Here is a 13,565-nt window from a genome sequence, read left to right on the forward strand (position 1 = left end):
GGAGGAGGTTGCCTCCGCCGGTTCAAATCATTGATATATATAGATTTAAATCGACTGGAGGAGGTGGAGGAGGTTAGTTGCTCAAACATGCCGGAAGTCACTTTTGCCGGCATTTATAGAGGCGGCATCGCAGCGCTTACGGCTCCTCTTGGAAATACGCTTTCTACCTCCGCCACCTCCGCCACCCCGCCGCGGACGGAGAGGATGCATCCAATTTTGCCTGCTACATCACGCCTACATTTCCTGTTGTGCCGCCCGGCGGATTGCCTGCGGCGGCTGGCCGAAGGCGCGCAGGAAGGCGCGGCGCATACGTTCGCGATCGGCAAAGCCGGTTTCGCGGGCGACGACATCGATCGGATGGCGGCCCTGCTCCATCATCAGGCGGGCCGCCTCCAGCCGCAGGTTTTCGACGGCCTTTGCCGGCGACTGACCCGTTTCGGCGCGGAAGGCACGGCTGAACTGACGGGGGCTCAGATGCGCGGCCTCGGCCAGTTCCTCCACTGAGAGCGTGGATTTCAGATTGCTGCGCGCATGCGCAAGGGCCTTCTGGATGCGGTCCGATTTCGGTTCGAGCTCCAGAAGAGCCGAAAACTGGGACTGACCACCGGCGCGGCGATGATAGACGACGAGCATGCGGGCGACGGCGCGGGCGATTTCCAGCCCGTGGTCCTTCTCGACCATTGCGAGCGCCAGATCGACCCCCGCCGTCATGCCCGCCGAGGTCCAGACGGAACCGTCGATAATGTAGATGCGGTCCTCTTCCATCCTGATCTCGGGGTAACGGTTCTGCAGTTCGCGGGCGAGATACCAATGCGTCGTCGCGCGTCGGCCACCAAGGACACCGGCTTCGGCAAGCAGGAAAGCGCCGGTGCAGATCGAGGCAAGGCGGCGCGCCGCGGGAAGGGCTGCGCGGATGAAATCCGCCTCGGCCTGACTGGGCAGCCTGATGTCGGGTGCTCCGGCGACGATCAGCGTGTCGAAATCGGGATCGCCGAAGGCTTCGGTTTCGATGATCATACCGAGCGAATTGGCGATCGGGCCGCCGGTCTCGGAAAGATAGTGGATGTCATAGGCCTTTTCCCCGAGTTCCAGATTGGCGAATTCAAAGGCGGAGACGGCAGCGAGGCTCATGATCTGGAAACCGGGAAAGAGCAGGAAACCGATTTGCTGCATGGCGTCACGTCCTCAAAAAGGGAATGTCCTAAAAGGTGGTATATATGACATTCAGGACATCGGCAATCGGGCGTAGAACTCTCCTCAAGCGCAGGCAATCGGGCCGGCGCACGAAATGGAGAAACGATCATGGCACAAGAACATAAGGGTACGGCGCTGGTCACGGGCGCCTCGTCAGGCATTGGCGCGATCTATGCCCACCGGCTGGCGAAGCAGGGCTACAATCTCATCCTTGTGGCCCGCAACGGCGAGCGGCTGAAGGCGCTGGCAAGCCGGCTGAGCGATGAAACGGGCCGAACCGTCGAGGCGCTGTCTGCCGATCTCGGCAACAAGGACGATCTCGCCAAAGTCGAGAAGGTGCTGAAGGAAGATCAGAGCATCACCATGCTCGTCAACAATGCCGGCTTTGGCGGCACGGCGCCGCTGCTCGCCTCCGACGTCGACAAGATGCAGGAAATGATCGAGCTCAACGTGACGGCGTTGACGCGGCTGACCTATGCAGCTGCGCCGGGCCTCGTTGCCCGCGGTGGCGGCACAATCATCAACATCGCCTCGATCGTCGCAATCGCGCCCGAGGTCCTGAACGGTGTCTATGGTGGCAGCAAAGCCTTCGTGCTCGCCTTCAGCCAGTCGCTGAAGCACGAGCTTGCCGACAAGAATATCCGCGTTCAAGTCGTATTGCCGGGTGCTACGGCGACCGAATTCTGGGGTATCGCCGGCACACCGGTCGAGCACCTGCCGGGCGAAATCGTCATGTCGGCGGAAAACATGGTCGATGCCTCGCTGGCAGGTCTTGCCGAGGGAGAGTTTGCGACGATCCCGGCGCTCGAAGATGCCGGCCTGCTCGCCGCTTATGAACAGGCGCGCCAGGCGCTGATGCCGAACCTGTCGCGTTCGCTGCCGGCTCCGCGCTACAAGGTCGCCTGAGGGCGGCCACCGGAGAACGACATCGTCCGCAGGTGGCCGCGGACGATGTTTCCGTTATGGGAGATCTGCGTGGAAGGTTGCTGCGACCATCTCTGCCAGGCGATCGTGAATAGAAGACCGCCTCGTTCCCTCGGTGTCGTCGCAGAGAGGCTCTTCACCTTCCTCGCGAAGGATCGCAGTGCCAGCCGGCTTGCACTCACTGAAGGCGCTGTATTGCGAAGCGTCCGTCAACAGATCGTAGCGCGCATTGGGTATTATGTCTTGCAGGCCTGATGCGCGCAGGCCGGGCCAGAGGGTTTCCGGTGTGCCGAGATTGATGAGTCGCACCGGGATCGATATGCGCTTGAGGCTTTCGGGCGCGAAATTGGCGGCGAATTCAGGATCGATGATAACAGCCGCCTTCACCCGGGCGTCGAGATGAGAGCGGCTGAGCTTCTGACGATCGACGGCACGGAGATCGATGCCGGTGCTCGCGAACTCGGCGCAGTCGACGCCTGTGCCGTCGGGATCGCATGATCGTGCAAAGCTTTCCGGATCTAAGTTGCCGCCTGCAAGCGAAAGTGCGGATGTTCCCCCGATGAGGAAGCCCAGCACGCCGATACGGTTTCGGTCTATCTGTGCAGGTAGCGTTCTGTCCTTCTCGATCGCGGTCAGCGCGGCTGAGAGGTCGGCAGGCCGAAGCCAAATTTCATGAATGCTCTTCTCGCTCGTTATTGTCTGTGGATACGGCTGACGCATCATTGCCACCACGAAGCCCTTGGAAGCGAGGCGCGACGCCATCCAGGCGCCGATGAAAGGGCCGGATTTCAGGCCGCCGTGGGAAAGCAGAACCAGCGGATAATTACCGGCAGCGGCAGTTGCGTCCCGCTGGACGATCTCGCCTTTGAAAAGCGGACTGTCGCCGATCAGGACGGGTGTTCCGCCTGTTGTGGCCGGGTACCAGAGCGTAATCTCCATGGTGCCGTGGCGTTCGGGAACCGGAACAGAAAGAAAGGACAGACCGACAGGGTCGGCCGCATGTGCCGGAGTGTTGGCAGCAAGAAGGCCGGCCGACAGCAGCAGGGTGAAAAGATGTCTCATAGAAACCTCGGAACGAGACCGCCATGTGGCGGCAAGACGAGGTTTTCGTTCTTTCCCAGGTGAGGGAGACCCCGATCATGATCGAGGTCGTCGTCGATCGCGATCAGGGTCTTCCAGAGCGCTGTCGCGCGTTAGCCGAAGCGTTCCAGCGCAGTGGTGAACACGTCGGCGTCGATATTGCCGCCGGAGGTGACGACGACGGCCGTGTCGCTTTCCAGCTGGTCGCCGTGGAAGAGGGCCGCAGCCAGTGCAACAGCTCCGCCCGGTTCGACGACGATCTTGAGGCGGGTGAAGGCGAGAGCTACGGCGCGCAGTGCCTCATCATCCGTCACCACAATACCCTGTCCGGCCAGACGCTTGAGAATTGGGAAGGTGATGTTGCCCGGCTGCGGCGTGATGATCGCATCGCAGATCGACCCGCTCATGGTAGCGTTGCGCTCGATCTTGCCTGATGCAAGCGAGCGGGTGGTGTCGTCGAAATTTTCCGGTTCGCAGGGGCGGACACGGAAGTCCGGCGCACTTGCTTCCAGTGCGAGGGCAATGCCCGAACTCAGGCCGCCGCCGCCGCAAGGGACGAGGACTTCGGCGTTCTTCACGCCTTCCTCTTCCGTCTGCTCGGCGATCTCCAGCCCGGTCGTACCCTGGCCTGCAATGACCAGCGGCTCGTCGAAGGGCTTGATGAGCGTCAGGCCACGCTCGGATGATAGCTTCGCGCCGATCTCGTCGCGATCTTCATTGGCGCGATCGTAGAGGACCACTTCGGCGCCGAAGGCGCGCGTATTGGCAATCTTCAGCTTCGGCGCGTCACTCGGCATGATGATGACACTGGGGATGCCGTGCATGCGGGCGGCGAGTGCCACCCCCTGCGCATGGTTGCCGGAGGAGAATGCGATGACGCCCTTCTTGCGTAGTTCCGGATCGATGCCCGAGACGGCGGACCAGCCGCCGCGGAACTTGAAGGAGCCGGAATGCTGCAGGCACTCGGCCTTCACGAACAGCCGCCGGCCGGCGATTTCATCGAGAAAAGGGGAGGAGAGAAGCGGCGTGCGCCGCGCGTGACCGCGCAGGCGAGCCCGGGCGGCAACGATCATTTCAATGGAAGCCATGGGAATCTCTTTTTGCTTTAATGCCGCTCATGCATAGAGCGCGCATCTTTGCTTGTGAACGGCGACTTTGTCACGGTGACATGAATATGACATTGGACGCGGCACCACCCGATTCCCGCGGGACGCGCCGCTTTCTGAACTGTGTGGGGTTTTCGCCATTCATGCGCGCGAATTCGCGATTGAAGTTGGACTTGCTGATGAAGCCGGAGTCGAACATCACCTGCGTTATTGGATGATCGGTGCCGACCAGCTGCTCGCAGGCGGCGCGGATACGGAAGTCGTTCACATATTGCGAGACGCTCATGCCGTGGATGCGGTTGACGGCCGTGGAGACGCGCCGGGCAGGGAGATTCATCCTGCGGGCAATGCGGGTGAGATTGAGTTCGGGATCTCGATAGAGCTGGCGGGCGCGCATCAGCGTATCGAGCGCTGCGGCGACGGCTTCGTCTTCTTCTGTCGCCGGCGGTGGCGGTGGGGGCGGCTCCGCGGATGCCACTTCGACCGTGCTGCCGCTGCTTGCCACGGACGCGGCGGTGCCAAGGATCAGCAGCGCGACGACATTGCCAAGTGCGACGATGGCGCCCGCATGAATGCCGCCGGTCTTGGTGAAATCGAAGCTGATGATGACGTCGGTGACGGCGGAGGCGATGAGGGCAAAGCCGGTGATCTGCAGCGAGCGATAGGACAGCACTGCACCGTCAAGGCGGGAGGCGACGAGCGCATCCGGGCCATGCCGGGCAAGCCAGAGGAGCGCTGCACCATAACCGAGGAAGATCAGAATGATCGCGAGACTGATCGGCTCTGGATAGAGCGCGATCAAGACGACGATCGAGGCCGTCGGCAAAAGGTGCGGCCAGAAACGGAAAAAGGTGGGTTGCTCTTCCATAGCAAGCCCTTTGAAGCAGACCCAGGCGAGGGCCGCGATTGTCGTCGCGATCAACGATTGAATCGGCATGATCGCGATGACGTCGTAACCCCAGCGGATGCCGATTACTACGGATTGGAGGATGTAGAACCCGATCAGCAGCAGGAAAGGCCGCTTTTCGGCGAGCGCCCCATCTCCCTGGCGCAACATGCGGATGAGCAGGATGGCAAGCAGCAAAGCCACGACGAATGGCAGGGGAACGAAGATCATCGGCGATATCCGGCGGCAACAATGATCCCAGAATGAACCCGATTGCGTTCGCGGTCGACCCGGATCGTGATCGAGGTCTCGAAATGAGGGCTGAAAATCCATCCTGGAAATGTCCTCGACGGGAGGACGTCATTCATGGACGGATTTCGATGATCATTCTTCTTGTGATGCCGGCGCTTCTGGTAGCGTCTGCGGCTCTGCCGGACAAGGCATCGACAACTGCAATTCCCGATCTTTCAGGCGTGCGTGCGGTTGCCATCAGCGGTGACGCAAGCTCGATCAACATCACCACGCGACGCGATCAGCCCTATGGCGCATCGCTGAGCGGGCGACGGAAAGGCTGGTTCTCATCCTGGTATTCAAGCTGGTACTTTGCCGATTGTCGCAACAATAGCGACATGCGGGTTGATGGTACGGTGTTGCATATCGATATCGCCGCATCGTCCTGGCTGGACCCATCCGACTGCGTGATTGAGGTCAATGCCAATGTGCCTGCCGGTGCGGCCCTCCGGATCGATCAGAGCGCCTTCACCGCAAGGCTCATTGGTCATTTTTCCGAGCTTGCCGTTGCCGGAAAGGCGGCCGACGTCACCCTCGACGGTCATGCCAGTGGCATCGATATCCGCGGGGATGCCGTGAAGGCTTCCCTCGACTTCGACAGGGTTGAAGCGGACGAAAACGTGTCGATCCGCGCTCGCGCGCTCGATGCCTATCTCGGCTTCGGAGACAATGTGCCGGTCGACTACAAGGTAGCGGCGCAGGCTTCCTGGGTCGACGCCCGGCAGCCAAGCGTGCCGGGCGCAAAACCGCATGTCGAGATCGACGGCGATTTTGTTCGGGTGAGAATCCGCTGAGGCGCTTGCTCAATAGCCGTTGGCGGAACCTTCGGCTGCGCGACTGTCCATCGCGCCGTTGTAACGGGCGCCGCCGCCCTTCTCGATCGCCGCAAGGCTCCTGCCGCCGACGAGAATGCCGGCCGCCTGTCCCCAGACGGGCGTATTATTGCCGGCATCGAACTTGTAACCCATTGCGGCAAGCGCCTTTTCGGTATCCGGCGAGAGGGCGTAGGGCTCCAGGTAGACCATGTCCGGCTGCCACTGGTGATGGATGCGCGGAGCATTGACCGCCTGGCTGATATCCATGCCAAAATCGACGACGTTGAGGATGGCTTCCAGGGTGATCGTGATGATGCGCGAGCCGCCGGGGCTGCCGATCACCATGAAGGGCTTGCCGTCCTTGGTGACGATCGTCGGGCTCATCGAAGAAAGCGGCGTCTTCTTCGGCGCGATGGCATTAGCCTCGCCCTGCACGAGGCCATAGAGGTTCGGCACGCCGGGCTTGGAGGTGAAATCGTCCATCTCGTTGTTGAGCAGCACGCCGGTACCGGGTGCGACGACACCGGCACCGAAGGAGCCGTTCAGCGTATAGGTCACGGCAACTGCATTGCCCTCATCATCGATAATGGAATAATGCGTGGTCTCGGTGCTTTCCTTACCGCCGAGCGGCTTCAGATTGGCCGAGGTGCCGGCCCGATAGGGATCGATCTTGGCACGAATTGACGCCGCATAACTTCTGTCCAGCAGTTTAGAGACGGGATTGTCGATGAAGTCGGGGTCGCCGAGGGCGGCGTTGCGGTCCACATAGGCATAACGCATGGCCTCGACCATGATGTGTACTGCCTCGGCCGATCCGTAACCGAAATAAGAGAGCGGATAGCCTTCGAGGACGTTCAAGATCTCGCAGATGATGACGCCGCCGGAGGAGGGCGGCGGCGAAGAAATGATGTCATAGCCGCGATAATTGCACTCGATCGGCTTCAGTTCCCTCACCTTGTACTGCTCGAAATCGTCCTTGGCGAGAATGCCGCCCTTGGCCTGGCTGGCCTTGACGATCGCCTCGGCAGGCGCGCCCTTGTAGAAGGCATCGGGGCCTTTCTCCGAGATCGACTGCAGGACGGCGGCGAGATCGGGCTGCACCAGTTTCTCACCGGGCATATAGGCGCCGCCGCCGCTTTTCAGGAAGATTTTTGCAGCTTCTTCGTCTTTTGCGAGCCGTTTGGCGCTGCTGGCGAAAGTGGCTGCGTCACCCTGTTCCAGCGTAAAGCCTTCCTTCGCATATTTTAAAGCCGGGGCGATCAGTTCCTCACGCGTCCTGGTCCCGTATTTCTCGCGGGCGGTCTCAAAGCCCATTACCGAACCCGGTGTACCGACGGCGAGATAACCGTCGAGGCTGGCGCGCGGGACGATATCGCCTTTGGCATCGAGATACATGGTTTTGGTTGCAGCGAGCGGTGCGCGTTCGCGGAAATCAAGAAAGGTCGTTTTTCCATCCTTCATCCGGATCGTCATGAAGCCACCGCCGCCGAGATTGCCGGCCGTCGGATAGACGACGGCGAGCGCATAGCCGACTGCGACCGCGGCATCGACGGCATTGCCGCCGCTCTTCAACACGTCGACGCCGACATCGGTTGCCAGATGCTGGGCGGTGACGACCATGCCATGCTCAGCTTCGACGGGTGCCGGCGAAGCGGCAAAAGCCGGCAACGGTGCGAGACAAAGCGAAATGGCGGCGAGAATGGCGACGGATTGTCTGGGAAGGCGGTCCATGATTTTCCCCTCGAAGGACGGCGATGGGGAAGATATGGCGTCGCTTCTGTGAGAGACAATGATCAGGTGAGAAGCTCAGCGAGTTTCCTGTTCGTGTCGTGCTCTTCGAGAGGCGTGTAGACGATCAGCTTCATGTCCGGCTGGCTCATCAGCGCGAGGCCGGTATGTTCGAAACACATCAAGCCCTTGAGCGGATGGTTCAGGCGCTTCACGCCTGACAGCGGAGCGACGACTTCATGGCGTGGCCACCAGGCGCGGAATTCCGCACTCGCCTGCTGGAGCAGTGCGATGAGACGCTCGAAATCCGGGTCGCCGGCATAACGGGCGCTGTCGGCGCGAAACATAGCGAGCGAGACGCGGGCGACGGCCTCCCAGTCGACCAGCAGGGTGCGGTGAAAATCATCGGCAAACAGCCGGTGCATGGTGTTGCGCTCGTCCGGCCCCAGCCGGTCATAACCACCGAAGAGCAGGTCGGCGGCACGGTTCCAGGCCAGTACGTCCCAGCGGCGACCAAGCACATAAGCCGGCTGATGTGTCAGATTGTCCAGCATGCGGCGCAGCGGCTTATCGACCACCTCAGGGGCTGACGAAAGTGGCTGCGGCGACTGGCGACTGTTGAGGGTGAAGAGATGCTGGCGCTCGGCCTCATCAAGGCGAAGTGCGTTTGCGAGCGCGTTCAGCACCTGCGGGGAGGGGCGGATGTCGCGCCCCTGTTCCAACCAGGTGTACCAGGTGGTGCCGACACCGGCGATCATGGCGAGCTCTTCGCGCCTGAGCCCCGGCGTGCGGCGGCGAAAACCGTCCGGCAGGCCGACGTCGGCAGGCCGCAGCCGCTCGCGGCGCGAGCGCAGGAAGGCCGCGAATTCTCGACGGCGGGCTTCGAACGTATCGAATTTCTGATCCATGGCAGTCATCATATCAGTATCGATACCAGGATAAAATTGGGTCTGTTTGCGATTTTGGAACCCCGCAAGATGAAACCGCTCCCGGCAACGAAAGCCGGAAGTTCGATCATGCAAAGGAGTATTCCATGTCATTGCAGCACGCAGTCGTTATCGGCGGCTCTTCAGGCATCGGCCTTGCCTCGGCAAGACTGCTTCTGGAACAGGGGTTTCGCGTCACCATCGCCGCGCGGGATCAGGCGAAGCTCAAGGCTTCTGTTGACCATCTTTCCGGCAAGGTCGGAATGATCGCCATCGATGCGCGAGATCCCGCCGCGGTGAAGCAGGCCTTCGAAAGCCTCGGACCCTTCGATCATCTCGTGCTGGCGTTAGGCAGCGGCCATGGTGCCGGTCCTTTCGCGACGCTCGACATGGCCGACCTGCTCGCCGGCTTCCAGACGAAGCTCATCCCGCATGCGGCGATGGCGCAAGTGGCTCTGACTTTCCTGCAGCCAGAAGGCAGTATCACCTTCGTATCTGCCGTTAGTGCGCAGTCCGCAATGCCGGGAACCGCAGGTCTTGCCGCCGTCAATGCGGGGATCGAGGCGATGGTACGGGTGCTTGCGGCTGAGTTGAAGCCGTTGCGCGTGAACGGCGTTTCGCCTGGTGTGATCGATACGCCGTGGTGGGATTTCCTGTCGGCCGGGGAGCGTCAGGCCGTCTTCGAGGATTTTGCCGGCCGCACCCCGGTCGGTCGCATCGGCCGGCCGGAGGATGTCGCCAAGGCCGTCGCCTTCCTGGTATCGAGCAGCTTCATGAGCGGTCACGTCCTGACTTGTGACGGCGGCATTCACCTCGCGACCTGATGAGGCGTCCCATCGGTGATGCCTCGGGAGCGAAAACCAAAACGGCCTGGTTCTCCCTTCACGTCGCCCAGTTCACGGTGCTGAACATACGATTGATGGTGGCATTGTTCCGAGCGTCTGATTGGTGGAAGAACCGGCGAGCCGTTCTTCTGCCTTGCGGGCAATCGCTGCAAGGTTGCGCGGCTTGCCGGCAATCTTCTCGATGGCTGCAATGGCGACGTCGGTCGCAAGATAGTCAGGCTTGTGGCCGACGCCTTTGATCGTGACGAGTTCCGATCCCCTTATATCTCGCGACAATCCACGCGAATGCAGATGCTCCCAGACGATCTCGTCCTTGTCGCCGGTGATGATAACTGATGGTGCTGATATCTCGGAATAGTGCGGCGCGTTGGCCGTCAGATATTCATGGAGCCGCTTGAAGTCGGTGGCGTTATTGTAAAAGGCGCGCGGCCGCAATACCAGCGACGGACCGGTCCTGGCAACGTAATCGAGGGGCCGGGGGTTGGGGCGGAAGACATTCACCGTACCGCGCTCCAGCCGGTGCAGGCCAAGCGGCACGACGAGCGCATGATTGAAGAGCCATCCGACAACCGGTGTCGTCGCGACATGATAATACCAGTCGATGCCGCCAGGCCATGGATGGGAAGCAGGGGCCAGGAACAGCAGACCCGCCGTCTTGTCCGGATGGCGGACGCCGAAGGCTGCAGCGATCGCGCCGCCGAAGGAATGGCCGATGATAACAGCCTTCTCGATGCCGCGCTTTTCCATCAGTTTGGCAATGGCATCGGCCTGGCCTGACGGCAGCGCGTTCTCCGGCCCGCCGCGTTCGGAGTAGCCGTGACCGGGGCGGTCGACGAAGAGCATCTCGGCGCGGCCTTCCAGCGGCTCGCGAAAGGCGCCCGCCTGGTCCAGCAAGTTGCCGCTCGCGCCATGGATGAAGACCAGGGGCGGAAGATCGGCAGCGTCGGGGCGCCGGATATGCACAGCATTCATGCGATAGCCGCCAATATCGGTCAGTTCGCCGATATTGGGATAGGCATGTTCGAACTGGCGAGCCTTGTAGGAGGAATAGCCGATAGCGGCAGCAACGGGAGCGAGAAGGGCAGAAACTTCGGCAAGCATGGCTTCAACCGGACAGAGACCACATCACTGAGTTAAGATTGTACGCTTTCCTACGCCGTCAAGTGCGCGCCGGATCTGTCAGGTGCGGCTGCCGGCGAGCTTTTCCGAGAGCGTGCCGACCTGCTCTTGCGCAGTGCGATCGGCGGGGTAGACATCCAGAACGCGCTCCCAGGCCTTGAGGGCGATCTGGTCATTGCCCGTGGCGGCGAGAATAGCCGCCATGCCTGACAGCGCGCCGAAATGACGGGGTTCGAGCTTCAGCACCTGTTCGATATCTGCCATCGACTTGCGATAATTGCCGAGCACGAAGTTCAGCGTTGCGCGACGATTCCAGCTTTCGGTATAGGTGGGTTTCAGGGCGATGGCTTCATCGAGAAAATCGAGCGCTGCGGGATTGCGCTTCTCCTCGATCGCTTTGTCAGCCCATTGCATCAGGAGATTGATCGTCGCGCTGTTGGAATCGTTCCATTCCATGCGAATCTGATTGGCGATGCTGCCTGCCTTGTCCGGGTCGCGTTCACGCTTCAACTGATCATAGAGTTGGTCGAGACGCTGCTTCGGCGACGAATCGGTGTTGGCCTGTTGTTCGACAATAACATCCTTCTGCTGCGCCATGGCAGGAGGGGCAGGGGCAAACAAGGTGAAAGCAAGCGGCAGCGCCGCTGAGGTCAAGGCAAAAAAGCGCATGGCGGACATATTAGCCCGCCATCGCTGAAGATCAAACAAATTTGGCGTGATCACCGAAGCGACCAACCGATATGCCCGCCTGAGGGCAGGCAAACCGGATACGCGCAATCAGCCCTGACGAGCCTTGAAGCGCGGGTTCTGCTTGTTGATGATGTAGATGCGGCCCTTGCGGCGAACGAGACGGTTGTCACGATGACGCGCCTTGAGCGACTTGAGCGAATTCTTGATCTTCATTTTTCTGATCCGCGATGTTTCTGGGGGAATTCACATTCGCCCGTGTCTTTTAACAATCAAAAGCGCGCCGGCTGGGCGCGCTCTTTAGGTGGGGGAGCAGATAACCCGGCCTCTTCCTTGTGTCAACCACGTGAAGGCTTTTTTCCGCGGGTTTCAGGCGCTGGCCGGGCAAACGGCTCAGCAGGCTTTGCCCGTCAGCGTCGTCACGTGGCCCATCTTCCGACCGGCGCGCGCCTCGGTCTTGCCGTAGAGATGCACCAGCGTGTCGTCACGTTTCAGCCAGTCCGGAACGGCAAGAATATCGTCGCCGATGAGGTTCTGCATCACGCAATCGGAATGGCGGCGCGGATTGCCGAGCGGCAGGCCGGCGACGGCGCGGATATGCTGTTCGAATTGCGAGACGACGCAGGCAGCTTCCGTCCAGTGGCCGGAATTGTGGACCCGCGGCGCCATCTCGTTGGCGATCAGGCTGCCATCGGCCAGCACGAAGAACTCGATGCCGATGACGCCGACATAATCGAGCGCGGTGAGAATCTGTTCGGCAGCCTTGCGCGCCGCATCGGCGGTGGCGGCGGAGATTGTCGCCGGAATTGTGGACGTATGCAGGATGCCGTTGCGGTGCACGTTTTCGGCCGGGTCGAAACAGAGCACAGTGCCGTCGGCGGCGCGGGCGGCGATGATCGACACCTCGCGTTCGAAGGCGACGAAGCTTTCGAGAATGAGCGGCACAGAGCCAAGTTCCGCATAGGCGCCGTGAGGACTGTCGGCGGGCGAGCGGAATACCTTCTGGCCCTTGCCGTCATAGCCGAGGCGGCGGGTTTTCAGCACGCCCTGGCCGCCGAAATCTTTCAATGCAGATTCGAGATCGGCCTGGCTGTCGACCGCGTGGAAACGGGCCGTCGGAATGTTGCAGCCATTGATGAAGCGTTTTTCGGCCAGTCGGTCCTGAGCAGCTTCCAGCGCCCTCGGCGGCGGATAGACGGGCACGCTCTTTGCCAGCATTTCTGCAGCGGTGACGGGAACATTCTCGAATTCGTAGGTTACGACATCGCAGAGCCCGGCCAGTTCGGCGAGTGCTGAAGGATCGTCATAGGCGGCGGTGATCTGGCGGTTGGCGAGCTGGGCGGCGGGGCTGTCGGCCTGCGGTTCCAATATCACCGTGCGGAAATTCAGCCGTGCTGCGGCCATGGCAAGCATGCGGCCGAGCTGGCCACCGCCGATGATGCCTATCGTCCTTACCATCAGAGATCGTCCATCGGATATTCGGCAACAGAAGCGCTCTGGCGCTCGCGCCATTCGTCGAGGCGTTCGGCGACCTCGTCGTCGGAAAGAGCAAGCACGGCAGCAGCAAGAAGTGCTGCGTTGATCGCGCCGGCCTTGCCGATGGCAAGCGTGCCGACGGGGATGCCGCCTGGCATCTGGACGATAGAGAGCAGGCTGTCCTGGCCGGACATAGTCTTCGACTGGACCGGCACGCCGAAAACCGGCAGCGGCGTCATGGCCGCCGTCATGCCCGGAAGGTGAGCCGCGCCACCCGCGCCTGCTATGATGACCTTGAAGCCTTCGGCACGTGCGCCTTTGGCGAAATTCACGAGCCGGTCGGGTGTGCGATGAGCCGAGATGATACGCGCGTCATACTCGATTTCCAGCGCCTCCAGCGTATCGGCAGCATTCTTCATGGTTTCCCAGTCTGACTGGCTGCCCATGATAATGGCGACTGGCGGTCTGTCTGTTATCGTCACAATCGT

At 61.2% G+C, this 13,565-nt stretch carries 14 protein-coding genes; 3 read left to right on the plus strand and 11 right to left on the minus strand.

All coding sequences use genetic code 11. The annotated features are described in order from the left end of the window. Positions 1-234: 234 nt before the first annotated feature. Positions 235-1,173 carry a GlxA family transcriptional regulator gene (locus FHT78_RS22335; RefSeq protein WP_183748747.1) on the minus strand — a complete coding sequence of 313 codons (939 nt, stop codon included), beginning with the start codon at positions 1,171-1,173 and terminating at the stop codon, positions 235-237. Positions 1,174-1,302: 129 nt separating this feature from the next. Between FHT78_RS22335 and FHT78_RS22340 the strand changes: the two genes are divergently transcribed. Then, complete coding sequence (locus FHT78_RS22340) at positions 1,303-2,100, plus strand: SDR family oxidoreductase (protein ID WP_183748749.1); 798 nt, start codon at positions 1,303-1,305, stop codon at positions 2,098-2,100. 54 nt (positions 2,101-2,154) lie between these two features. Here FHT78_RS22340 and FHT78_RS22345 read toward each other — a convergent pair whose 3' ends face one another. The 3 genes from FHT78_RS22345 to FHT78_RS22355 form a co-directional block, all read right to left on the minus strand. Beyond that, positions 2,155-3,180 (minus strand): dienelactone hydrolase, encoded by a 1,026-nt coding sequence (locus tag FHT78_RS22345; protein WP_183748750.1) that lies wholly within the window; start codon positions 3,178-3,180, stop codon positions 2,155-2,157. 131 nt (positions 3,181-3,311) lie between these two features. Continuing rightward, positions 3,312-4,286 (minus strand): threonine/serine dehydratase, encoded by a 975-nt coding sequence (locus tag FHT78_RS22350; RefSeq protein WP_183748752.1) that lies wholly within the window; start codon positions 4,284-4,286, stop codon positions 3,312-3,314. A gap of 70 nt (positions 4,287-4,356) precedes the next feature. Further along, on the minus strand, positions 4,357-5,421 hold the full coding sequence (locus FHT78_RS22355; RefSeq protein ID WP_183748754.1) for a helix-turn-helix domain-containing protein: 1,065 nt from the start codon (positions 5,419-5,421) through the stop codon (positions 4,357-4,359). A gap of 149 nt (positions 5,422-5,570) precedes the next feature. Here FHT78_RS22355 and FHT78_RS22360 point away from each other — a divergent pair, with 149 nt between their 5' ends. Beyond that, positions 5,571-6,275: a hypothetical protein gene (locus FHT78_RS22360; protein ID WP_183748756.1), complete on the plus strand. Its 705-nt coding sequence runs from the start codon at positions 5,571-5,573 to the stop codon at positions 6,273-6,275. Positions 6,276-6,284: 9 nt separating this feature from the next. On the opposite strand, the gene ggt is transcribed toward FHT78_RS22360, so the two are convergent. After that, positions 6,285-8,027 (minus strand): gamma-glutamyltransferase, encoded by a 1,743-nt coding sequence (ggt, locus tag FHT78_RS22365; protein ID WP_183748758.1) that lies wholly within the window; start codon positions 8,025-8,027, stop codon positions 6,285-6,287. A 62-nt stretch (positions 8,028-8,089) separates the two neighbouring features. Next, the gene (locus FHT78_RS22370; protein WP_183748760.1) at positions 8,090-8,944 is read right to left on the minus strand and encodes a helix-turn-helix transcriptional regulator; all 855 of its coding nucleotides are present in this window, start codon (positions 8,942-8,944) and stop codon (positions 8,090-8,092) included. Between the two features lie 113 nt (positions 8,945-9,057). On the opposite strand from FHT78_RS22370, the gene FHT78_RS22375 reads away from it, so the two are divergent. Beyond that, positions 9,058-9,774, plus strand: coding sequence for an SDR family oxidoreductase (locus FHT78_RS22375; RefSeq protein ID WP_183748762.1), 717 nt, complete (start codon positions 9,058-9,060; stop codon positions 9,772-9,774). Positions 9,775-9,846: 72 nt separating this feature from the next. Here the strand turns inward: FHT78_RS22375 and FHT78_RS22380 are convergent, their stop codons facing one another. The 5 genes from FHT78_RS22380 to purE all read right to left on the minus strand — a co-directional run bounded on the left by FHT78_RS22380 (position 9,847) and on the right by purE (position 13,553). Beyond that, positions 9,847-10,896, minus strand: coding sequence for an alpha/beta hydrolase (locus FHT78_RS22380; protein WP_183748764.1), 1,050 nt, complete (start codon positions 10,894-10,896; stop codon positions 9,847-9,849). Between the two features lie 78 nt (positions 10,897-10,974). Beyond that, positions 10,975-11,592, minus strand: a complete 618-nt coding sequence (locus FHT78_RS22385) for a hypothetical protein (RefSeq protein WP_183748766.1) — start codon at positions 11,590-11,592, stop codon at positions 10,975-10,977. A 99-nt stretch (positions 11,593-11,691) separates the two neighbouring features. Beyond that, positions 11,692-11,817, minus strand: coding sequence for a type B 50S ribosomal protein L36 (gene ykgO / locus FHT78_RS22390; RefSeq protein ID WP_109457334.1), 126 nt, complete (start codon positions 11,815-11,817; stop codon positions 11,692-11,694). A 177-nt stretch (positions 11,818-11,994) separates the two neighbouring features. Continuing rightward, complete coding sequence (locus FHT78_RS22395; RefSeq protein WP_183748866.1) at positions 11,995-13,062, minus strand: 5-(carboxyamino)imidazole ribonucleotide synthase; 1,068 nt, start codon at positions 13,060-13,062, stop codon at positions 11,995-11,997. After that, positions 13,059-13,553, minus strand: coding sequence for a 5-(carboxyamino)imidazole ribonucleotide mutase (gene purE, locus FHT78_RS22400; protein ID WP_183748867.1), 495 nt, complete (start codon positions 13,551-13,553; stop codon positions 13,059-13,061). The genes FHT78_RS22395 and purE overlap by 4 nt, the downstream gene beginning before the upstream one ends. Positions 13,554-13,565: the final 12 nt, after the last annotated feature.

Origin of the sequence: Rhizobium sp. BK196 (genome assembly GCF_014193255.1) — a bacterium.
In the GTDB taxonomy this organism is placed as follows: domain Bacteria; phylum Pseudomonadota; class Alphaproteobacteria; order Rhizobiales; family Rhizobiaceae; genus Rhizobium.